Genomic DNA, 19,957 nt, shown 5'->3' with positions numbered 1-19,957 from the left:
AAAATCTGTCCACAGGGGTCCCGCGCGGTTGTCCACGGGCAACCCACAGGGAGGCGGCGGTTGCCCACAGCTTCTCCACACCGCTGTCCACTGTTCGGCAACGAAACGCCCGGGCTCACTGGGGCGAGTGAAAGCGGTCACACCAAGGGAGACGTTTGGGCTGTGGGGAACCTGGGGAAAGCTGGGGACAGCACTGGGGAGAACTCCCCATGGCCTGTGAATCGGGTGTGCAGAACTTTGCTGTGTCCACAGCGCACCCCGGTTGTCCACCGGTGCCATGCACAGGGGCAGTGGACAAAAAACCGGCTCTGACCTGCGTGGACGGCGTTATCCACGGTTTCCACAGCCCCTACTACTACTCCCACTCATAGTTAGCCCGGAATCCGCTTCGAAGTGGGGTGTGTGGACAACTCGAGCCCGGAGCCTCGGCGAGCTCTTGTCGCGACTTGACCCCGAGCCGCACCGAGTGTCGGCGGCGTGCGTCAGACTGGTTCCCGCAGTCGACGAAGAGCCAGCAACAAGCAGGAGGCGGTTCCGGTGAAGATCCGGGTGGAGCGCGATGTACTCGCGGAGGCGGTGGCATGGGTGGCCCGCAGCCTTCCGGCCCGTCCGCCGGCTCCCGTCCTCGCGGGCCTTCTGCTGAAGGCCGAGGACGGCGCGCTGAGCTTCTCGAGCTTCGACTACGAGGTCTCGGCCCGCGTCTCCGTCGAGGCCGAGGTCGAGGAGGACGGCACCGTCCTGGTCTCCGGCCGCCTGCTCGCCGACATCTGCCGCGCCCTGCCGAACCGTCCGGTGGAGATCTCCACAGACGGTGTACGGGCGACCGTGGTCTGCGGCTCCTCCCGCTTCACCCTCCACACCCTGCCTGTGGAGGAGTACCCGGCGCTGCCCGAGATGCCCACCGCGACCGGCACCGTCCCCGGTGAGGTCTTCGCCTCCGCCGCCGCGCAGGTGGCCATCGCCGCCGGCCGTGACGACACGCTGCCCGTCCTCACCGGTGTGCGCATCGAGATCGAGGGCGACACGGTCACCCTGGCCTCCACCGACCGCTACCGCTTCGCGGTCCGCGAGTTCCTGTGGAAGCCGGAGTCCCCGGACGCCTCCGCCGTCGCCCTGGTGCCCGCGAAGACCCTCCTGGACACCGCCAAGGCGCTCACCAGCGGCGACACGGTGACCCTGGCGCTCTCCGGCTCCGGCAAGGGCGAGGGCCTGATCGGCTTCGAGGGCGCGGGCCGCCGCACCACCACCCGCCTGCTCGAGGGCGACCTGCCGAAGTACCGGACGCTCTTCCCCACCGAGTTCAACTCAGTCGCGGTGATCGAGACCGCCCCCTTCGTCGAGGCCGTCAAGCGCGTCGCCCTGGTGGCCGAGCGCAACACCCCGGTCCGGCTCAGCTTCGAGCAGGGCGTGCTCATCCTGGAGGCCGGCTCCAGCGACGACGCACAGGCTGTGGAGCGCGTCGACGCGCAGCTGGAAGGCGACGACATCTCGATCGCCTTCAACCCGACCTTCCTCCTGGACGGCCTGAGCGCGATCGACTCCCCGGTCGCCCAGCTCTCCTTCACGACCTCCACCAAGCCGGCTCTCCTGAGCGGCAAGCCCGCGGTCGACGCCGAGGCGGACGAGGCCTACAAGTACCTGATCATGCCGGTACGCCTGAGCGGCTGACCCCACAGGTGTGCACAGGGGTCCGGGCGTAGGCTCGGACCCGGGTACACCGCACACGACGCTTAAGGAATCTCTGATGGAGCTCGGTCTCGTCGGTCTCGGCAAGATGGGCGGCAACATGCGCGAGCGCATTCGCCGCGCCGGCCACACCGTCATCGGATACGACCGCAACCCGGACCTCGCCGATGTCCACAGCCTGGAAGAGCTTGTGGGCAAGCTCAAGGGTCCGCGCGTCGTGTGGGTCATGGTCCCCGCCGGTGCCGCCACCCAGTCGACCATCGACGAGCTGGCCGACCTGCTCTCCCCCGGCGACATCGTCGTGGACGGCGGCAACTCCCGCTGGACGGACGACGAGAAGCACGCGGAGGAGCTCGCCGCCAAGGGCATCGGGTTCGTCGACTGCGGCGTCTCCGGCGGCGTCTGGGGCCTGGAGAACGGCTACGCGCTGATGTACGGCGGCGACGCCGAGCACGTGGCCCGCGTCCAGCCGATCTTCGACGCGCTCAAGCCCGAGGGCGAGTTCGGCTCGGTGCACGCCGGCAAGGTCGGCGCCGGCCACTTCGCGAAGATGGTCCACAACGGCATCGAGTACGCGATGATGCAGGCGTACGCCGAGGGCTGGGAGCTCCTGGAGAAGGTCGACTCCGTCACCGACGTCCGCGAGGTCTTCCGCTCCTGGCAGGAGGGCACCGTCATCCGCTCGTGGCTGCTCGACCTCGCGGTCAACGCCCTCGACGAGGACGAGCACCTGGACAAGCTGCGCGGCTACGCGTCGGACTCCGGCGAGGGCCGGTGGACCGTCGAGGCCGCCATCGACAACGCCGTGCCGCTGCCGGCGATCACCGCGTCGCTCTTCGCGCGGTTCGCCTCGCGGCAGGACGACTCGCCGCAGATGAAGATGATCGCCGCGCTGCGCAACCAGTTCGGCGGCCACGCGGTCGAGACGAAGAAGTAATCCACAGGCTGTGCACCCCGCGGTGCACAGCAGCCGCGGGGAAGGTCGGCGCCCACCATGCACGTCACGCATCTGTCGCTGGCCGACTTCCGCTCGTACGCCCGGGTCGAGGTTCCGCTCGATCCGGGCGTCACCGCTTTCGTGGGCGCGAACGGCCAGGGCAAGACCAATCTCGTCGAGGCCGTCGGCTATCTCGCCACCCTCGGCAGCCATCGTGTCGCCTCCGACGCCCCGCTCGTGCGGATGGGCGCGGAGCGGGCGGTCATCCGGGCCGCCGTCACCCAGGGCGAGCGCTCCCAGCTGGTCGAGCTCGAACTCAACCCGGGCCGCGCCAACCGCGCCCGCATCAACAGGTCCTCGCAGGTCAAGCCGCGTGATGTGCTCGGCATCATCCGCACGGTGCTGTTCGCGCCGGAGGACCTGGCGCTGATCAAGGGCGACCCCGGCGAGCGCCGGCGCTTCCTCGACGAGCTGATCACGGCGCGCTCGCCGCGCATGGCGGGCGTGCGCTCCGACTACGAGCGGGTGCTCAAGCAGCGCAACACGCTCCTCAAGTCCGCCGCCATGGCCCGGCGGCACGGCGGACGCGGCATGGACCTGTCCACCCTCGACGTCTGGGACCAGCACCTGGCCCGGGCCGGCGCCGAGCTGCTCGCCCAGCGGCTGGACCTCATCGGCATGTTGCGGCCGCTCGCCGACAAGGCGTACGAGCAGCTGGCGCCCGGCGGCGGGCCGGTCCAGCTGGAGTACAAGCCGTCCGCGCCCGGCGACGGGCACACCCGCGAGGAGCTGTACGGCCAGCTGATCGCCGCCCTCGCCGACGTGCGCAAGCAGGAGATCGAGCGCGGCGTCACGCTCGTCGGACCGCACCGCGACGACCTGCTGCTGGGGCTCGGCGACCTGCCGGCCAAGGGGTACGCGAGCCACGGCGAGTCCTGGTCGTACGCGCTGGCGCTGCGGCTCGCCTCGTACGACCTGCTGCGCGCGGAGGGCAACGAGCCGGTGCTCGTCCTCGACGACGTCTTCGCGGAGCTGGACGCCCGGCGCCGGGAACGGCTCGCGGAGCTGGTGGCGCCCGGCGAGCAGGTGCTGGTCACGGCGGCGGTGGACGACGACGTGCCGGGGATCCTGACCGGGACGCGGTACGCGGTGTCCGCCGGAGAGGTGGAGCGCGTATGAGCGAGAACCCGTCCGCTTCCCCACAGCCTGTGGACAAGGTTGCGACTCCCGCGACCCCCGAGCCCTCCGGCGTCGACCTCGCGCGGGTCGCGCTGCGCGCCGCCAAGGAGCAGGCGCGCGCCCGGGGCGCCGCCGCGGCGCAGAAGAAGCAGGCCCGGCGCGGCGGCGGCCTGCGCTCCGGCGCGCGCGCCGACGGACGCGACCCGATGGCGCTCGGCGCCGCGATCAACCGGCTGATCACCGAGCGCGGCTGGGAGACGCCGGCGGCGGTCGGCGGGGTCATGGGGCGCTGGCCGCAGATCGTCGGCGAGGACCTCGCGAAGCACTGCGTACCGCTGAAGTACGACGAGGACCCGGAGGAGCGGGTGCTGACCGTGCAGTGCGACTCGACGGCGTGGGCGACGCAGCTGCGGCTGCTGGCGCCGCGGCTGGTGGCGCGGCTGAACGAGGACCTGGGGCACGGGACGGTGCGGATGATCAAGGTCCTGGGGCCGGGTGGGCCGCGGCGAGGGTACGGGCCGCTGCGGGCGCCCGGGTCCACGGGGCCGGGCGACACGTACGGGTAAGCGCGCCGGCGGGTCCGTCGGGGCGGGAGTCCAGGCGGGAGGGGCGCCGTGCGCGTGGGGTTTTCGTGTCCGCCCTCTCCCGGACTCCGTCCGGGGAGACCCCCGGCCCGGCGGAACGCATGCCCGCAAACCGACGACGTCGCGACGGGCCGCCACTACGCGCTACGACCCGAAGCGCTAGGTGGCCGCCAGGGGCGCCTGGAGCCCCTCTCCGGATATGGGGAGTCGTCTGATGCCCGGCTAGGGCGGCACATGAGCATTCAGGGACCGGCAAACCCCCATGACTGTCAGTGGTACCGGTAGACTGGGAGACAATCCCGCCACCCTGCGGAACATGTCGAACGACGCAGCCGCTCCCGTATGCCCGGAGAACGGCCTGTGCTGTGCCAGAAAGGGCGCTTCGTGGCCGATTCCGGCAACCCCAACGAGAACAACCAGTACACCGCCAGCAACATCCAGGTCCTCGAGGGTCTGGATGCGGTGCGCAAGCGCCCCGGCATGTACATCGGCTCGACCGGTGAGCGCGGTCTGCACCACATGGTGCAGGAGGTCGTCGACAACTCCGTCGACGAGGCCCTGGCGGGCCACGCGGACACCATCGACGTGACGATCCTGGCCGACGGCGGCGTCCGCGTCGTCGACAACGGCCGCGGCATCCCGGTCGGCATCGTCGAGTCCGAGGGCAAGCCGGCCCTCGAGGTCGTGCTGACCGTCCTGCACGCCGGCGGCAAGTTCGGCGGCGGCGGCTACGCCGTCTCCGGCGGTCTGCACGGCGTCGGCGTCTCCGTCGTGAACGCCCTGTCCACGAAGGTCTCCGTCGAGGTCAAGACCGACGGTCACCGCTGGACGCAGGACTACAAGATGGGCGCCCCGACCGCGCCCCTCGCGAAGCACGAGGCCACCGAGGAGACCGGCACGTCGGTCACCTTCTGGTCCGACCCGGACATCTTCGAGACGACCGAGTACTCCTTCGAGACGCTCTCGCGCCGCTTCCAGGAGATGGCCTTCCTCAACAAGGGCCTCACGATCCAGCTCACCGACGAGCGCGAGTCGGCGAAGGCCACGGTCGGCGCGGACGACCCGGACGCCGAGGCGGCCGCCGAGCCGACCGCGCGCACGGTGAAGTACCACTACGAGGGCGGCATCGTCGACTTCGTGAAGTACCTCAACTCGCGCAAGGGCGAGCTGATCCACCCGACCGTCATCGACGTCGAGGCCGAGGACAAGGAGCGCCTGCTCTCGGTCGAGATCGCGATGCAGTGGAACTCCTCGTACAGCGAGGGCGTGTACTCGTTCGCGAACACGATCCACACCCACGAGGGCGGTACGCACGAGGAGGGCTTCCGCGCCGCGCTGACGACGCTCGTCAACAAGTACGCGCGCGAGAAGAAGCTGCTGCGCGAGAAGGACGACAACCTCACGGGTGACGACATCCGCGAGGGTCTGACCGCGATCATCTCGGTCAAGATCGGCGAGCCGCAGTTCGAGGGCCAGACCAAGACGAAGCTCGGCAACACCGAGGCGAAGACCTTCGTCCAGAAGGTCGTCTTCGAGCACCTCACGGACTGGTTCGACCGCAACCCCAACGAGGCCGCGGACATCATCCGCAAGGGCATCACCGCCGCCACCGCGCGCGTGGCCGCCCGCAAGGCCCGCGACCTGACCCGCCGCAAGGGTCTCCTGGAGTCGGCGTCGCTGCCGGGCAAGCTCTCCGACTGCCAGTCGAACGACCCCACCAAGTGCGAGATCTTCATCGTCGAGGGTGACTCCGCCGGCGGCTCGGCCAAGTCCGGCCGCAATCCGATGTACCAGGCCATCCTGCCGATCCGCGGCAAGATCCTGAACGTCGAGAAGGCCCGGATCGACAAGATCCTGCAGAACACCGAGGTCCAGGCGCTGATCTCCGCCTTCGGCACCGGTGTCCACGAGGACTTCGACATCGAGAAGCTCCGCTATCACAAGATCATCCTGATGGCGGACGCCGACGTCGACGGCCAGCACATCAACACCCTGCTGCTGACCTTCCTCTTCCGCTTCATGCGCCCGCTGGTCGAGGCCGGTCACGTCTACCTGTCCCGTCCCCCGCTGTACAAGATCAAGTGGGGCCGGGACGACTTCGAGTACGCCTACTCGGACCGCGAGCGCGACGCGCTCGTCGAGCTGGGCAAGCAGAACGGCAAGCGGATCCGCGAGGACTCGATCCAGCGCTTCAAGGGTCTCGGCGAGATGAACGCCGAGGAGCTGCGCGTCACCACCATGGACGTCGAGCACCGCGTGCTCGGCCAGGTCACCCTGGACGACGCCGCCCAGGCCGACGACCTGTTCTCGGTGCTGATGGGCGAGGACGTCGAGGCGCGGCGCTCGTTCATCCAGCGCAACGCCAAGGACGTTCGCTTCCTCGACATCTGAGTCGGTCTCAGCTGACCGTACGAAAGGACTGACGACCAGCAATGGCCGACGAAAACACTCCTGTGAACACCGAGACCCCGGAAGAGGAAGAGCCGCAGCTGCGGATCGAGCCGGTCGGGCTCGAGACCGAGATGCAGCGCTCGTACCTCGACTACGCGATGTCCGTCATCGTGTCCCGCGCGCTGCCCGACGTCCGTGACGGTCTCAAGCCGGTGCACCGCCGCGTGCTCTACGCGATGTACGACGGCGGCTACCGGCCCGAGAAGGGCTTCTACAAGTGCGCCCGCGTCGTCGGCGACGTCATGGGCAACTACCACCCGCACGGCGACTCCTCGATCTACGACGCCCTGGTCCGCCTCGCCCAGCCCTGGTCGATGCGGCTGCCGCTCGTCGACTCCAACGGCAACTTCGGCTCCCCGGGCAACGACCCGGCCGCCGCCATGCGCTACACCGAGTGCAAGCTGGCGCCGCTGTCGATGGAGATGGTCCGCGACATCGACGAGGAGACCGTCGACTTCACGGACAACTACGACGGCCGCTCCCAGGAGCCGACCGTCCTGCCCTCCCGCTTCCCGAACCTGCTGATCAACGGCTCCGCCGGCATCGCGGTCGGCATGGCGACCAACATCCCGCCGCACAACCTGCGCGAGGTCGCCTCCGGCGCCCAGTGGTACCTGGAGAACCCCGAGGCCAGCCACGAGGAGCTGCTCGACGCGCTCATCGAGCGCATCAAGGGCCCCGACTTCCCGACCGGCGCGCTCGTCGTCGGCCGCAAGGGCATCGAGGAGGCGTACCGCACCGGCCGCGGCTCCATCACCATGCGCGCGGTCGTCGAGGTCGAGGAGATCCAGAACCGCCAGTGCCTGGTGGTCACCGAGCTGCCCTACCAGGTCAACCCGGACAACCTCGCGCAGAAGATCGCCGACCTCGTCAAGGACGGCAAGATCGGCGGCATCGCCGACGTCCGCGACGAGACCTCCTCGCGCACCGGCCAGCGCCTGGTCATCGTGCTCAAGCGGGACGCCGTCGCCAAGGTCGTCCTCAACAACCTGTACAAGCACACCGACCTGCAGACGAACTTCGGCGCCAACATGCTGGCGCTCGTCGACGGCGTGCCGCGCACCCTCTCCCTGGACGCGTTCATCCGCCACTGGGTGACGCACCAGATCGAGGTCATCGTCCGCCGGACGAAGTTCCGGCTGCGCAAGGCCGAGGAGCGCGCCCACATCCTGCGCGGTCTGCTCAAGGCGCTCGACGCGATCGACGAGGTCATCGCCCTCATCCGGCGCAGCGAGACGGTCGACGTCGCCCGCACGGGCCTGATGGACCTCCTCACGATCGACGAGATCCAGGCCAACGCCATCCTCGAGATGCAGCTGCGCCGGCTCGCCGCCCTGGAGCGCCAGAAGATCGTCGCCGAGCACGACGAGCTCCAGGCGAAGATCAACGAGTACAACGCGATCCTGGCCTCGCCCGAGAAGCAGCGGGCGATCGTCAGCGAGGAGCTCGCCGCCCTCGTCGACAAGTTCGGCGACGACCGCCGCTCCCAGCTGGTGCCCTTCGACGGTGACATGTCCATCGAGGACCTCATCGCCGAGGAGGACATCGTCGTCACCATCTCGCGCGGCGGCTACGTCAAGCGGACGAAGACCGAGGACTACCGCTCGCAGAAGCGCGGCGGCAAGGGCGTGCGCGGCACGAAGCTGAAGCAGGACGACATCGTCGACCACTTCTTCGTGTCGACCACCCACCACTGGCTGCTGTTCTTCACCAACAAGGGCCGGGTCTACCGGGCCAAGGCGTACGAGCTGCCGGACGCCGGCCGGGACGCCCGCGGCCAGCACGTGGCCAACCTGCTGGCCTTCCAGCCGGACGAGCAGATCGCCCAGATCCTCGCGATCCGCGACTACGAGGCCGCGCCGTACCTGGTGCTCGCCACCAAGGCCGGCCTGGTGAAGAAGACCGCGCTGAAGGACTACGACTCGCCGCGTTCCGGCGGTGTCATCGCGATCAACCTGCGCGAGCGCGAGGACGGCAGCGACGACGAGCTGATCGGCGCCGAGCTGGTGTCCGCCGAGGACGACCTGCTGCTGATCTCCAGGAAGGCGCAGTCGATCCGCTTCACCGCGACGGACGAGGCGCTTCGCCCGATGGGACGCGCGACCTCCGGCGTCAAGGGGATGAGTTTCCGCGAGGACGACGAGCTTCTCTCGATGAATGTCGTCCGCCCGGGTACCTTCGTGTTCACCGCGACCGACGGTGGCTACGCCAAGCGCACCGCGGTCGACGAGTACCGCGTCCAGGGTCGCGGCGGCCTCGGCATCAAGGCCGCCAAGATCGTGGAGGACCGCGGTTCGCTCGTGGGCGCGCTGGTGGTGGAGGAGACCGACGAGATCCTCGCCATCACCCTGTCCGGCGGTGTGATTCGTACGCGAGTCAACGAAGTCAGGGAGACCGGCCGTGACACGATGGGCGTCCAGCTGATCAACCTGGGCAAGCGCGACGCCGTCGTCGGCATCGCCCGCAACGCCGAGGCCGGCAGCGAGGACGATGACGCCGAGGATGGCGTCGACGTCGTGGAGACGGCTGAGTCGGCTGAGTCGGCCCTGGGCACGGAGCCCACGGCCGGGGAGTAACGAGGAGCAGAGCGTGAGTGGAGCCACGGGCACCGGTCCGGTCGACGGACGGTCCACAGGATCGGGCGGTGCCCGTGGCTCCGCCACGGACTCCCAGGGGGTTACGGTGACGGACACTCGGGGGCAGCGGCCCTACGACACGTACAACGGGCCGCTGCCCGGCGAGCGGGCGGGGGCGGCCCAGCAGGGCCCGTACCACCCTCCGCAGGCGTACGGCACGCCGGCGCAGGGCACGCCCGCCCAGGGCGGCCAGGCGGCCGGTCACACGGCCGGCGGGCAGAACGGCGCCGCCGCCGCGCGCAAGCCCCGCACCGGGGCGCGCACGACCCCGCGGACGCGCAAGGCGCGGCTGCGGGTGGCCAAGGCCGATCCGTGGTCGGTGATGAAGGTGAGCTTCCTGCTCTCCATCGCGCTCGGCGTCTGCACGGTGGTGGCCGCGGCCGTGCTGTGGATGGTCATGGACGCCATGGGCGTCTTCTCGACCGTCGGTGGCACGATCAGCGAGGCGACCGGCTCCAACGAGTCGAACGGCTTCGACCTGCAGTCCTTCCTGTCGCTGCCGCGCGTCCTGATGTTCACGTCGGTGATCGCGGTGATCGACGTCGTCCTGATGACGGCGCTGGCCACGCTCGGCGCGTTCATCTACAACCTCTCCGCCGGTTTCGTGGGCGGTGTCGAGCTCACGCTCGCCGAGGACGAGTAGGGCGCCGGGGGCCGGTCCCGGGATCGGATTTTGGGACTGGCCCCCACGTGCGCTAATCTTCAGGAGTCAGCGAGCGGGACACACACCGCGAAGCAACGGCGGGGCTATAGCTCAGTTGGTTAGAGCGCATCCCTGATAAGGATGAGGCCACAGGTTCAAATCCTGTTAGCCCCACACAGAAGATCGGCCCGGACGGTTCACCCGTCCGGGCCGATTGCTTTGTCGGCGCTTACCCATGTGTAGAGTGGGCGTCAGAAGTCTCCTACGTCAACGAAAGACGAGGTCGCGCGGTGAAGAAGCTTCTCCTGGTCGCACTGGCCGCCATCGGCGGGCTCCTCGTGTACCGCCAGATCCAGGCGGATCGCGCCGAGCAGGATCTGTGGACGGAGGCGACCGACTCCGTGCCCGCAGGTTCGGGTGTGTGAGACGAAACCGTCCGGGCGAGGCCCCGGCCGCGAAAGCGGCCGGGGCCTCGCTCTGTTCGCGGCAGTGAACGTTCTGATTGCTTTTGTGAAGCCTAGGCCGCGATGAGCGCCCAGATCCCCACGGCGAAGCACACCAGCGCGGTGAGCAGCACCGGCACCGCGACCTTCGCGGGCGGCCCCAGGCGGCGCACGGGGACGGCCGCGGTCGGTGCGAGCGGCACGGCCGGCGTGGTCGGTGCGGTCGCCTCGTAGGGCAGCGGGGCCGTGGGGGCGTACGCCGGGGGCGGCGGAGGCAGCGGCGGCGGTGGCGGTACGGGTACGGGCGCGCGTACGGGCTCCGGAGCGTGCGCCGGGGCCGCCGGCGTCCCAGTGGCGGCCTCCGGGACGGTGGCCTCCGGGGTGGCGGCCTTCGCAGCGGTGCCCTGCGGGCCGTCGGGGCCGAAGCCGGGCGGCAGCGGGCCGATCTGGTCGAAGATCTCGACCGGTTCCTCGCCGGCCACCGGCTCGGGCAGCAGTTCGAGCGCCGCGTGCAGCGCCTTGCGCGCCCCCGTGGCCGTACGGAACCGGTTCCGCGGATCGGGCTGGAGCAGGCCCGCCAGGACCTGCCAGAGGGGCTCGGGGACGCCCTGGGGGGCGCCGGGGGTGCCGCGCTCCAGGAAGACGCGTACGACGGCCTGGGAGTCCGGCTTGCGGCCCTCCAGGAGATAGAGGCCGACCAGGCCGACCGCGAACAGGTCGGCCGTGAAGTCGGGTTCGGCGCCGGTCAGTTGCTCGGGCGCGAAGTAGCCGGGCGTCCCCATCACGTGGTCGGTCTCGGTGAGCCGGGGCTCGCCCTTGCGCATCGAGATGCCGAAGTCGGAGAGCCGCAGGTGCGGCCGGCCGCCGCCGGTGGCCTCCAGGAGGATGTTGGCCGGCTTGACGTCCCGGTGCACGACCCCCTCCGCGTGCACCGCGGCGAGCCCGGAGAGCAGCTGGTCGAGCAGCACGCACACCAGCCGGGGCGGCAGCGCGCCGTAGTCGCCGATGACGTGGGCCAGGGAGCCACCCGCCACCAGGTCCATGGTGAACAGGACCTTGTCGTCGTCCGCGGCCCAGCTGGCCGGGGCGAGGACGTGCGGGTGGTCGATCCTGAGCGCCTGCTCGCGCACGAAGCGCAGCAGGGTGTGGGCGTCGCTCTGCTGGAGCACCTTCGCCGCCACGTAGCGGCGGCGCCGGTGGTCCCAGGCCCGCCACACCGCGCCGATCCCGCCGCGGCCGATCGGGTCGACCAGCTCGTACCGGCCCGCGAACACCTCACCCATCGCGCTGCGCCCGCTCCCCGCCCCGTACTACGGCGTCAGTTCCGGTGTCGGTACCCGTGCCGGTACCGGTGTCAGTTCTGGTGCGACTCGTAGTGGGCGACCGCGTCCGCCGTGCGCCCGGCGCCGTACACCCGGAGGAACTCTGCCAGTTCGGGGTGGGCGGGCGCGAGGGTGTCGGCCGCGTCGAGGATGTCGCCGGCCGCGGCCACGGAGCGCAGCAGGGACTGGATCTCACGGACCACCCGGCGCACGGTGGGCGCGCCGCTGGTGCCGGTGGTCTGGCTGTTGGCGGTGAGCACCGAGCCTCCCTGGGACTTCTTGATCTCGTCCATCCGGTCGCCGGCCTCGGCGGCGCTGACGCTGCCGTCGGCGACCTGGCCGGCCAGCTCCTGCAGGGCCTGCACCCGCTGCACGACGGCGGGGTTGCCGATCTTGGCCCGCTGGCCGCTCATCAGCTGGGAGAGCATGGGCGCCGAGAGCCCGAGCACGGCCGCCAGCCTGGCCTGGTTGAGCCCGAGATCGTCGATGAGCCGGCGGAAGAGCGCCCCCAACGGCTCCCCGTACCAACTGCGCTGAAGCTCCCGGGCTCTGGCCGTGGCTTCCTGCTGCGCTGTATCCATTACCACTTCTCCCCATCCCTGGGTTCACCACTGCGAACCCCGGTCAGCATCTTACGGAGCGTGGTCGTCTCGGGGGAGTCCCAATCCTTTTGCGGGATACGGGGGGTGACCCGGTACTCTGGTCTCGTTCCGGGGCCTTAGCTCAGTTGGTAGAGCGCTGTCTTTGCATGGCAGATGTCAGGGGTTCGACTCCCCTAGGCTCCACTCCGAGACGCCCTCGCTGACCTGCGGAAACGTGGTCAGCGGGGGCGTTTTTCGCGGTCAGGACCCGGCCGAGGTCGAGGACGCTGAGGCCGAACATCAGCACGCCGAGCGGGACGTGCAGCGCGGGCTGGTGCGCGATGCCGAGGACGACCTGGGCGGAGGCGAGGACCAGGAAGCCGGACGAGTAGAGGACCGGCCGGGGCGAGCCGCCGCCCGGGCGCCAGGCGAGGACCGCGGCGAGGACGTAGAGCATCGTGGCCCCGTACATCACCCGGGCTCCGACGCCGTGCAGCGTCTCGCCGTAGGAGGTGGAGAGCAGCAGGCCGGCGGTGGTGGCCTGGAGGAAGAGGGTCAGGGTCTGCAGGGCGACCGAGACCTTGACGAAGGTCCTGGTCCTTCCGGCCGCGGTCGTTTTGGCCGCCGTCGTCTGGGCCGTGGTGTCTGCGGCCGTGGTGTCTCCGGTCATCGTGGTGCGGTCCTTTCCGGTGTTCAGCGGAGGGTGAGCGGGGTCCCGGCGGTGACCCGGGTGAGCTTCTCGGGGTTGCGAACGAAGTAGATGCCGCTGATGCGGCCGTCCTCGACGCGCAGGGCCATCACGCCGTCGAGTTCACCGTCGAGGTGGACGGCGAGCGCGGGGCTGCCGTTGACGAGGGTCGGTACGCAGGTGATCGCGGCGCCGGCCCGGCGGGAGCCGCCGAGGTAGAAGCGGACGAACTTGTCGGCGCCGACGACCGGGCGCAGCGCGGCCTTCTTCAGGCCGCCGCCGTCGGCGAGCAGCACGACCTCGGGCGCGAGGACGTCGAGCAGGCCCTGCGGGTCGCCGGTCTCGATGGCGCGGCGGAACGATTCCATGGCGGCCCACGCCTCGCTCGCGGAGGCCGTCTTGCGGGGGCGGCGGGCGTCGACGTGCTGCCGGGCGCGGTGGGCGATCTGCCGGACGGTCGCCGGCGTCTTGCCGACGGCCGCGGCGATGTCCTCGTAGCCGACGTCGAAGACCTCGCGGAGCACGAACACGGCCCGCTCGGTGGGGGTGAGCGTCTCCAGGACCAGCATCATGGCCATGGACATGCTCTCGGCGAGTTCGACGTCCTCGGCCACGTCGGGCGCGGTGAGCAGCGGCTCCGGCAGCCACTGCCCGACGTACGCCTCCCGGCGCCGCTTGACCGTCCGCAGCCGGTTGAGCGCCTGCCGGGTGGTGATGCGGACCAGGTACGCGCGCGGGTCGCGCACCTGGCCGTGGTCGACGCCGGCCCAGCGCAGCCAGGTCTCCTGGAGCACGTCCTCGGCGTCGGCGGCGGAGCCGAGCATCTCGTAGGCGACGGTGAAGAGCAGGTTGCGGTGCGCGACGAAGGTCCCGGTCGCCGGGTCGGCGGTTTCGGGGGCTTCGGGGAGACCGGGTGCTTCGGGAAGATCGGGCGCTGCGGGGAGATCGGGCACTGCGGGGTCGGGATGGTCGGCGTCCACGGCAAGGTCCTTTTCCTCGGGGGCGGTCGGCCGGGTCAGAGTGCCCGCTCGGCGGCGGAATCCGCCATGTCGTTTCGTCCGCGCAGGAGTTCGTGGCGGTACGGGCCCTTGGGCCAGTGGTGCGAACCGGGCCTGCGGGCCTCGGTGACCAGGTGCTTGACGCTGAACTCGCAGGAGATCTCCTTGAGTCGGGCCCCCGCGCGGCCGCCGACGTAGAGCCGCTTCGCGGTGTCGTCCCTGTTCGCGAGCTGGAAGACCGCGGCCCGCCGGCCGAGGCTCACGCACATCGCGTTGAACGAGAGGTCGACGGGCGCCGCCGGCTCGCCCGCGATCCGGTGCAGCACCGTGTCGGCGGCGTGCGCGCCGAGGCAGCCCGCGACGTACGCGCTCATCCGGAACGGCAGGCCGGACGGCGCGGCCGAGTCTCCGGCGGCGACGATCCGTTCGTCGTCGAGGCTGGTCAGCGTCTCGTCGGTGAGCAGCCGGCCGGCCGCGTCCGTGCGCAGACCGCTGAGGCTCGCCAGGTCGGGCACGTCGAAGCCGGCCGTCCAGACGGTGACCGCACCGGCCACCTCGCGACCGTCGGCGAGGGTGACGGCGCCCTGCCGCACGGCGGTCACCTCGGTGCCGGGCCCGTCGAGCACCGTCGCGCCGAGCGCGGCCAGCCGCCGGGCCGCCGAGCGCCGCGCCTTCGGGTGCAGATACGCGCCGAGCACGCCGCCGCACACCAGCGTCACCGGCCGTCCCCGCTCGGCCAGCTCGGCGGCCGTCTCGATGCCGGTCGGGCCGCCGCCGACGACCGTCACGGGGGCCTCGGCCGGCGCCCTGTCCAGGGCCGCGCGCAGCTCCCGGGCCGTCTCCAGGGTGGCCATCCGGTGGGCGAACTCGGCGGCGCCGGGGACGCGCGGCTCGGCGCCGTGGCTGCCGACCGCGTAGACCAGGTAGTCGTAGCCGAGCGATCCGCCACCCCACAGCGTGACCCGCCGGCCGGCCGGGTCGATCCGGGTCACGTCGTCGACGACGATCCGTACGCCGGCGGCGAGCACCTCGGCGTACGGGACGGTCGCCTCGTGCGTCCCGGCCACCAGCTGGTGCAGCCGGAGCCGCGGGACGAAGAGCGGGCGTGGATTGACGAGCGTGACGTGCACGTCCGGGCGCCCGGTGAGGCGGTTGGCGGCCATGACGCCCGCGTACCCGCCGCCGATCACGAGCACCTCGGTGGTGGTGTTCCGCCTGGTGTTCCCGCTGTCGTCCATGGTCTGTCTCCTCCGTCTCCCGGCCCGTTTCCGGGGGGTCGGCCTCAAGACACCGGAGGCCCTCCCGGCGTGACACCCTGTGACCCGGATCACTTCGGCCGGGTTCGTCTCGCCGCGGTGGAGGAGGGCGCACACTGGCAGAAGGGGGCAGCTTCGGAAGAGGGTGCTCGGATGGCCAGAACGCGAACGGGGTCGCGCTACGCCCCGGACCGTGGGCTCTCGGCGCGCATGGCGACGACGATGTTCCTGATCGGACTCCTGTACGTGGTGTTCGTCGGCGTCCTGATGGTGCTGCTGCGCGGGTCCTGGCCGATCATCCTGCTGCTCGCGGGCGGCCTGTTCGTCGCACAGTTCTGGTTCAGCGACAAGATCGCCGCCATGGGCATGGGCGCGCGCGAGGTCACCCGGGAGGAGGCGCCCGAGCTGCACGGCACGGTGGACCGCATCTGCGCGCTCGCCGACATGCCGAAGCCCAAGGTGGCGATCGCCGACAGCGACGTGCCCAACGCCTTCGCCACCGGCCGAGGCGAGAAGACCGCGCTGGTCTGCGTCACGACCGGGCTGCTGCGCCGCCTGGAGCCGGAGGAGCTGGAGGGCGTCCTCGCCCATGAGATGTCCCATGTGGCGCACCGCGACGTCGCCGTGATGACCATCGCCTCGTTCCTCGGCGTCCTCGCCGGGATGATGACCCGCGTCGCGCTCTACAGCGGCCTCGGCCGCAGCCGGGACAGCAACACGGCCATCGCGATGATCATCATCCCGGTGGTCAGCGGGTTCGTGTACGTGATCAGCTTCCTGCTGACCCGGGTGCTCTCCCGCTACCGCGAGCTCGCCGCCGACCGGGCCGCCGCGCTGCTCACCGGCCGGCCGTCGGCGCTCGCCTCCGCGCTGACCAAGGTCACCGGGCAGATGGCCCGGATCCCGACCCAGGACCTGCGCAAGGCGGAGCCGTACAACGCCTTCTGGTTCGCACCGGCCTTCTCCTCGAAGGAGAGCCTGAGCCGGCTGCTCGCCACCCACCCCACGCTGGAGCAGCGGCTCGACCAGCTGGCCCGGATCTCGGCCCAGCTGGGCGAGGGCTGAGGGCGCGGTCCGATGGGACTGCTCGACAGCATCCTCGGGCGCAGCAAGCCGGTACGGCCCGACCTCGACCGGCTGTTCGCGCTGCCGGCGGCCGCGCTGACCCTCCAGGCCGGCACCGGCTACGTGCCGACCGGCGCCGGGTCGGTCTGCTTCGCGGGCGTGGAGGGAGGCGCGTTCACGCAGCTGAAGGAGGAGGTGCGGGAGCTCCTCGACGTCGACGTCGACGTCGACGCGGCAGCGGCCGCGGGCGCGGGCGCGGACGGGGGCCGGGGCGGGGCCGCCGTGACCTTCACCCGGGACGCGTACGGCTACACCTGGCTCGCCGCCCACCGTCCGGCCGGCGACCTCGTCGCGCTGGTCAACGACCTCCACGCGGTCAACACGCTCCTGGAGGAGGCCGGCTTCGGCCCGCACCTGCTGTGCTCGCTGACCGCGTTCCAGGCGCCGGAGGCCGGCCACGACCTGGCCCTCGTCTACCTCTACAAGCGCGGCACCTTCTATCCCTTCGCGCCCCGCGCGGACGGTTCCGAGAGCCGTGACAACACGCTGGAACTCCAGGTCAGAGGGCTGCTCGCGGGCGATCTGGCGATGGAGCCGGAGCTGGAGCGGTGGTTCCCGGTGTGGGGCGCGCCGGGGCTCGGCGGCACCTGAAGTGGCCCAGTGATCCAAGGGCTTAATGGACCAGGAACGGTGGGCCACTGAGCCATAAAGTCGTGTCCATGGCGAAGACTCACCGGGCGCTGCTCCTGGCCCAGCTCAGCAACTCCGTCGGCGACGGAGCCTTCTACACCACCTCGGCGCTCTACTTCTCCAAGATCATCGGCCTGTCCGCCCCGCAGATCGGCGCCGGCCTCGCCGTCGCCTGGGGCGTCGGCTCGCTCGCCGGCGTTCCGCTCGGGCACCTCGCCGACCGGCGCGGACCGCGCGGCAGCGCCGTCCTGCTCGCCCTGACGACCTCGGCGGCCGTCGCCTCCTTCCTGCTCATCCGCTCCTTCGTGCCCTTCCTGCTCGCCGCCGTCGCCTACGCCACCGCGCAGAGCGGCCTCGCCGCCGCCCGCCAGGCCCTGCTCGCCGGACTGGTCGAACCGGCCGACCGGGTCGCGACGATGGCCAGGCTCCAGGCCGTGCTCAACGCCGGACTCGCCGTCGGCGCCGCGCTCGGCGGCCTCGCCCTGAGCGAGGGCACCCGCTCCGCCTACCTCGCCGTCTTCGCCCTCGACGCGCTCGGCTTCCTGCTCTGCGCCGCACTGCTGCGCGGCCTGCCGCCGGTGCCGGGGACGGCGGCCGCGGCCGCATCCTCGTCGGGGTCGGGGTCGGGGTCGGGGTCGGGGTCGGGGTCGGGATCCGCATCGTCCGCATCGGGGTCGGGGTCCGGGTCCGGGTCCGGGCCGCGGCTCGTGGTGCTGCGGGACCGCCCGTACGCCCTGCTCACCCTTCTCAACGCGGCCCTGCTGCTCCGGCTGCCGCTGCTCAGCCTCGCCCTGCCGCTGTGGATCGCGGAGCGCACGACGGCGCCCGGCTGGACGGTCTCGGCCCTCTTCGTCCTCAACACGGGCGCGGTGATGCTCTTCCAGGTCCGTGCCGCGCGCTCGGTGACCGGGCTGCCGGAGGCGGTACGGGCGGTGCGCGGCTCCGGCTTCGTGATGCTGGTGTCGTGCGCGGTGTTCGCGGTGACGGCGGCGGCCGGCCTCGGGACCCGGACGGTCGTCGCGGTGCTCGTGCTGGGCGCGGTCCTGCAGGTCGTCGCCGAGATGCGGCACTCGGCGGGCTCCTGGCAGATCGGCCTCGGGCTCGCCCCGGCCGACCGGATCGGCCAGTACCAGGGCTTCTACGGCACGGGCGTGCCGGTCGCGAGGACGCTCGGCCCGCTGCTCGTCACCACGCTGCTCATCGGGCAGGGCGCGGTGGGCTGGCTGGTCCTGGGCGGGATCTTCCTGGTGGCGGCGCTGGCCACGGGCCCCGCGGTGCGGTGGGCGCAGTCGCGCGCCGCAAGCCGTACTGAGCCGGACGGGTGGTGTTCATCCGAAGAACTGCACGGCGACGGCGTCGTTCCGGGGCATTCCGGTCGCGCTTCCTCATGATGAGGACTGTACGAAAAGCGCGCAATCCGAAATGAACCATCCGAGAACACCCGGAACTCTCGGAACGCCCACATCGGACCACGAAAGAAAGTGAGGGGTCATGGCCGCCGCCAAGCAGTGCTGGACCGCCTTCGTCTCCGTCCTCTTCGCCCTTCTCGCCTCCCTCGGCCTCGCCACCCCGGCCGCCGCCGCCGCCCAGCCCGCGCTCACGCAGGGCGAGGAGCCGGCGCTCACCGGTGCCGCCGCGACCGCCGCCGCGCGCCCCGCCGTCCCCGTACCCGCGCAGCGCTCCCATGAATGGCGCCGCGCCCAGGGCCGCGCCCTGCCGCCCACGATGAAGCAGCGCATCGGTGCCGAGGCGCACGGTTCCTCTCCCGCCGTCCGCCACCTGCGCTCGGACGCGCTCACCGACGGTGCCGACGGTGCCGACGGCGACCTGACGGGCCTGGCCCTGGCCGCGGCCGGCGGCTCGACCGCCTCCGGTCCGACCGCCCTCGCTTCTACCGCCTCCGGTTCCACCGCCCTCGCCCCGACCGCTCGTACGGCCGCCGGCTCCGCGGCCGCGTAGGGCGTGGCGGAACGCTCCGCCGCGCCCTGCCGGCCCGTGATCCGGCGGCGTGACCCAGCGACAGCGGCACCGGCTCAGCGCCGGTCCTCGCCGCGGTCCGAGGGCCCTTCCGCCCCGGCCTCCTTGGCCTCCTTGGCCTCCACCTCGGGATCGAGGGACGCGTCGTCGTCGACCGACGACCGCGGGTTCCGCTCGTCCACCTCGGTGGGCGCGGGCGGCTCGACCAGCCAGTCGGGGTTGGCCTGCTTGTCCCACCACTTCCAGGCGACGAAAGCGCCGCCGACCACCACGCCGAGGATCACCAGACCCTTGGCGACGCGTCCGGCCCTGGCCCGGCGCTCACGCTTCCTCATGATCTTCCGGACGTCCTTCGGCGTCACCTGCCCGCGGAGCGCGGCCCAGGCGGCAGCCGAACGCGACCCGGCCTCCTCGTAGAGCTCCTCGAGGACGGGACCGGTCGCTGCGACCGCGTGCTCGACACGCGGAACGGTGTAGTCGGTCGCCTGACGGGCGGCCTTGCGGGTCACGGCCGCGGCGCGTTGCGCGGCCTCGTCGACCCGCGGCGGCACATGTGGTGCGACATGCGCGTCGTACTGCAGACGGGCCTGAGTGCGGGCCTGCGACGCCGCCTTCGAGACTTTGGGTGCGAGCCTGTCACGCGCCTCCTGCGCGTACTGCGCGGTCACCTGCGCGTACTGAACGGCCTGGTCCTTGGCCGTGCCGGCGTACGGCGCCACCACGTCCGCGGCGTGCAGGACGCTCTCCTTCGCCGAACCTGTCGCGGCGCGCACGCTCTCCATGCGGGTCACGGGCTTCCTCCTCCTCGGTGGCGATGTCGG

17 protein-coding genes, 2 tRNA genes and 1 pseudogene are annotated in these 19,957 nt (G+C 71.3%); 14 read left to right on the top strand and 6 right to left on the bottom strand.

The window, feature by feature from the left end:
- The first annotated feature begins 537 nt into the window (after positions 1 to 537).
- From dnaN to ACFYU9_RS22675, 9 genes are all read left to right on the top strand, one after another.
- Positions 538 to 1,668 (top strand): DNA polymerase III subunit beta, encoded by a 1,131-nt coding sequence (dnaN, locus tag ACFYU9_RS22715; RefSeq protein WP_030205035.1) that lies wholly within the window; start codon positions 538 to 540, stop codon positions 1,666 to 1,668.
- Between the two features lie 76 nt (positions 1,669 to 1,744).
- Positions 1,745 to 2,623: a phosphogluconate dehydrogenase (NAD(+)-dependent, decarboxylating) gene (gene gnd, locus ACFYU9_RS22710; RefSeq protein ID WP_351176502.1), complete on the top strand. Its 879-nt coding sequence runs from the start codon at positions 1,745 to 1,747 to the stop codon at positions 2,621 to 2,623.
- 57 nt (positions 2,624 to 2,680) lie between these two features.
- On the top strand, positions 2,681 to 3,802 hold the full coding sequence (gene recF / locus ACFYU9_RS22705; RefSeq protein ID WP_389210778.1) for a DNA replication/repair protein RecF: 1,122 nt from the start codon (positions 2,681 to 2,683) through the stop codon (positions 3,800 to 3,802).
- Positions 3,799 to 4,368, top strand: coding sequence for a DUF721 domain-containing protein (locus ACFYU9_RS22700; RefSeq protein ID WP_389345817.1), 570 nt, complete (start codon positions 3,799 to 3,801; stop codon positions 4,366 to 4,368). Before recF ends, ACFYU9_RS22700 begins: the two co-directional genes overlap by 4 nt.
- Positions 4,369 to 4,746: 378 nt before the next feature.
- Complete coding sequence (gene gyrB / locus ACFYU9_RS22695; protein ID WP_389210782.1) at positions 4,747 to 6,777, top strand: DNA topoisomerase (ATP-hydrolyzing) subunit B; 2,031 nt, start codon at positions 4,747 to 4,749, stop codon at positions 6,775 to 6,777.
- A gap of 41 nt (positions 6,778 to 6,818) precedes the next feature.
- Positions 6,819 to 9,413 carry a DNA gyrase subunit A gene (gene gyrA / locus ACFYU9_RS22690; protein ID WP_389210784.1) on the top strand — a complete coding sequence of 865 codons (2,595 nt, stop codon included), beginning with the start codon at positions 6,819 to 6,821 and terminating at the stop codon, positions 9,411 to 9,413.
- Between the two features lie 106 nt (positions 9,414 to 9,519).
- A complete protein-coding gene (locus tag ACFYU9_RS22685; RefSeq protein WP_389210786.1) occupies positions 9,520 to 10,116 on the top strand; it encodes a DUF3566 domain-containing protein in 597 nt (198 codons plus the stop codon).
- 100 nt (positions 10,117 to 10,216) lie between these two features.
- Positions 10,217 to 10,290 (top strand) — tRNA-Ile (locus ACFYU9_RS22680).
- 116 nt (positions 10,291 to 10,406) lie between these two features.
- Positions 10,407 to 10,541: a DLW-39 family protein gene (locus tag ACFYU9_RS22675; protein WP_003958712.1), complete on the top strand. Its 135-nt coding sequence runs from the start codon at positions 10,407 to 10,409 to the stop codon at positions 10,539 to 10,541.
- Positions 10,542 to 10,633: 92 nt separating this feature from the next.
- Here ACFYU9_RS22675 and ACFYU9_RS22670 read toward each other — a convergent pair whose 3' ends face one another.
- Together ACFYU9_RS22670 and ACFYU9_RS22665 are read right to left on the bottom strand one after the other, a co-directional pair.
- On the bottom strand, positions 10,634 to 11,842 hold the full coding sequence (locus tag ACFYU9_RS22670; RefSeq protein WP_389345816.1) for a serine/threonine-protein kinase: 1,209 nt from the start codon (positions 11,840 to 11,842) through the stop codon (positions 10,634 to 10,636).
- Positions 11,843 to 11,913: 71 nt separating this feature from the next.
- A complete protein-coding gene (locus ACFYU9_RS22665; RefSeq protein ID WP_389210790.1) occupies positions 11,914 to 12,462 on the bottom strand; it encodes a helix-turn-helix domain-containing protein in 549 nt (182 codons plus the stop codon).
- Between the two features lie 131 nt (positions 12,463 to 12,593).
- Between ACFYU9_RS22665 and ACFYU9_RS22660 the strand changes: the two genes are divergently transcribed.
- Positions 12,594 to 12,666, top strand: a tRNA-Ala gene (locus tag ACFYU9_RS22660).
- A gap of 64 nt (positions 12,667 to 12,730) precedes the next feature.
- Here ACFYU9_RS22660 and ACFYU9_RS22655 read toward each other — a convergent pair.
- The 3 genes and pseudogenes from ACFYU9_RS22655 to ACFYU9_RS22645 all read right to left on the bottom strand — a co-directional run.
- Positions 12,731 to 13,132: pseudogene (locus ACFYU9_RS22655) on the bottom strand (hypothetical protein); the annotation flags it as partial.
- A 23-nt stretch (positions 13,133 to 13,155) separates the two neighbouring features.
- Positions 13,156 to 14,130 carry an RNA polymerase sigma-70 factor gene (locus tag ACFYU9_RS22650; protein WP_389345815.1) on the bottom strand — a complete coding sequence of 325 codons (975 nt, stop codon included), beginning with the start codon at positions 14,128 to 14,130 and terminating at the stop codon, positions 13,156 to 13,158.
- A gap of 35 nt (positions 14,131 to 14,165) precedes the next feature.
- A complete protein-coding gene (locus ACFYU9_RS22645; protein WP_389345814.1) occupies positions 14,166 to 15,386 on the bottom strand; it encodes an NAD(P)/FAD-dependent oxidoreductase in 1,221 nt (406 codons plus the stop codon).
- Positions 15,387 to 15,557: 171 nt separating this feature from the next.
- On the opposite strand from ACFYU9_RS22645, the gene htpX reads away from it, so the two are divergent.
- The 4 genes from htpX (at position 15,558) to ACFYU9_RS22625 (ending at position 19,118) form a co-directional block, all read left to right on the top strand.
- Positions 15,558 to 16,469, top strand: coding sequence for a zinc metalloprotease HtpX (gene htpX, locus ACFYU9_RS22640; RefSeq protein WP_389210796.1), 912 nt, complete (start codon positions 15,558 to 15,560; stop codon positions 16,467 to 16,469).
- A gap of 12 nt (positions 16,470 to 16,481) precedes the next feature.
- Positions 16,482 to 17,120 (top strand): hypothetical protein, encoded by a 639-nt coding sequence (locus tag ACFYU9_RS22635; RefSeq protein WP_389210798.1) that lies wholly within the window; start codon positions 16,482 to 16,484, stop codon positions 17,118 to 17,120.
- A 68-nt stretch (positions 17,121 to 17,188) separates the two neighbouring features.
- Positions 17,189 to 18,550: an MFS transporter gene (locus tag ACFYU9_RS22630; protein WP_389345813.1), complete on the top strand. Its 1,362-nt coding sequence runs from the start codon at positions 17,189 to 17,191 to the stop codon at positions 18,548 to 18,550.
- Between the two features lie 100 nt (positions 18,551 to 18,650).
- Entirely contained in the window at positions 18,651 to 19,118 is a 468-nt protein-coding gene (locus ACFYU9_RS22625) for a DUF6344 domain-containing protein (protein WP_389345812.1), read from the top strand.
- 74 nt (positions 19,119 to 19,192) lie between these two features.
- On the opposite strand, the gene ACFYU9_RS22620 is transcribed toward ACFYU9_RS22625, so the two are convergent.
- Entirely contained in the window at positions 19,193 to 19,927 is a 735-nt protein-coding gene (locus ACFYU9_RS22620; RefSeq protein WP_389210803.1) for a DUF5324 family protein, read from the bottom strand.
- Between the last annotated feature and the right edge of the window lie 30 nt (positions 19,928 to 19,957).

Source organism: Streptomyces sp. NPDC004327 (assembly GCF_042873935.1).
Classification (GTDB): Bacteria; Actinomycetota; Actinomycetes; order Streptomycetales; family Streptomycetaceae; genus Streptomyces.
This window is presented reverse-complemented; position numbering and strand designations above follow the sequence as displayed.

Coding starts and splice junctions, on each gene's coding strand:
- gnd (WP_351176502.1), top strand. CDS start 1,745: ATGGAGCTCGGTCTCGTCGGTCTCGGCAAGATGGGCGGCAACATGCGC.
- recF (WP_389210778.1), top strand. CDS start 2,681: ATGCACGTCACGCATCTGTCGCTGGCCGACTTCCGCTCGTACGCCCGG.
- ACFYU9_RS22700 (WP_389345817.1), top strand. CDS start 3,799: ATGAGCGAGAACCCGTCCGCTTCCCCACAGCCTGTGGACAAGGTTGCG.
- gyrA (WP_389210784.1), top strand. CDS start 6,819: ATGGCCGACGAAAACACTCCTGTGAACACCGAGACCCCGGAAGAGGAA.
- ACFYU9_RS22670 (WP_389345816.1), bottom strand. CDS start 11,842: ATGGGTGAGGTGTTCGCGGGCCGGTACGAGCTGGTCGACCCGATCGGC.
- ACFYU9_RS22665 (WP_389210790.1), bottom strand. CDS start 12,462: ATGGATACAGCGCAGCAGGAAGCCACGGCCAGAGCCCGGGAGCTTCAG.
- ACFYU9_RS22645 (WP_389345814.1), bottom strand. CDS start 15,386: ATGGACGACAGCGGGAACACCAGGCGGAACACCACCACCGAGGTGCTC.
- htpX (WP_389210796.1), top strand. CDS start 15,558: ATGGCCAGAACGCGAACGGGGTCGCGCTACGCCCCGGACCGTGGGCTC.
- ACFYU9_RS22635 (WP_389210798.1), top strand. CDS start 16,482: ATGGGACTGCTCGACAGCATCCTCGGGCGCAGCAAGCCGGTACGGCCC.
- ACFYU9_RS22630 (WP_389345813.1), top strand. CDS start 17,189: ATGGCGAAGACTCACCGGGCGCTGCTCCTGGCCCAGCTCAGCAACTCC.
- ACFYU9_RS22625 (WP_389345812.1), top strand. CDS start 18,651: ATGGCCGCCGCCAAGCAGTGCTGGACCGCCTTCGTCTCCGTCCTCTTC.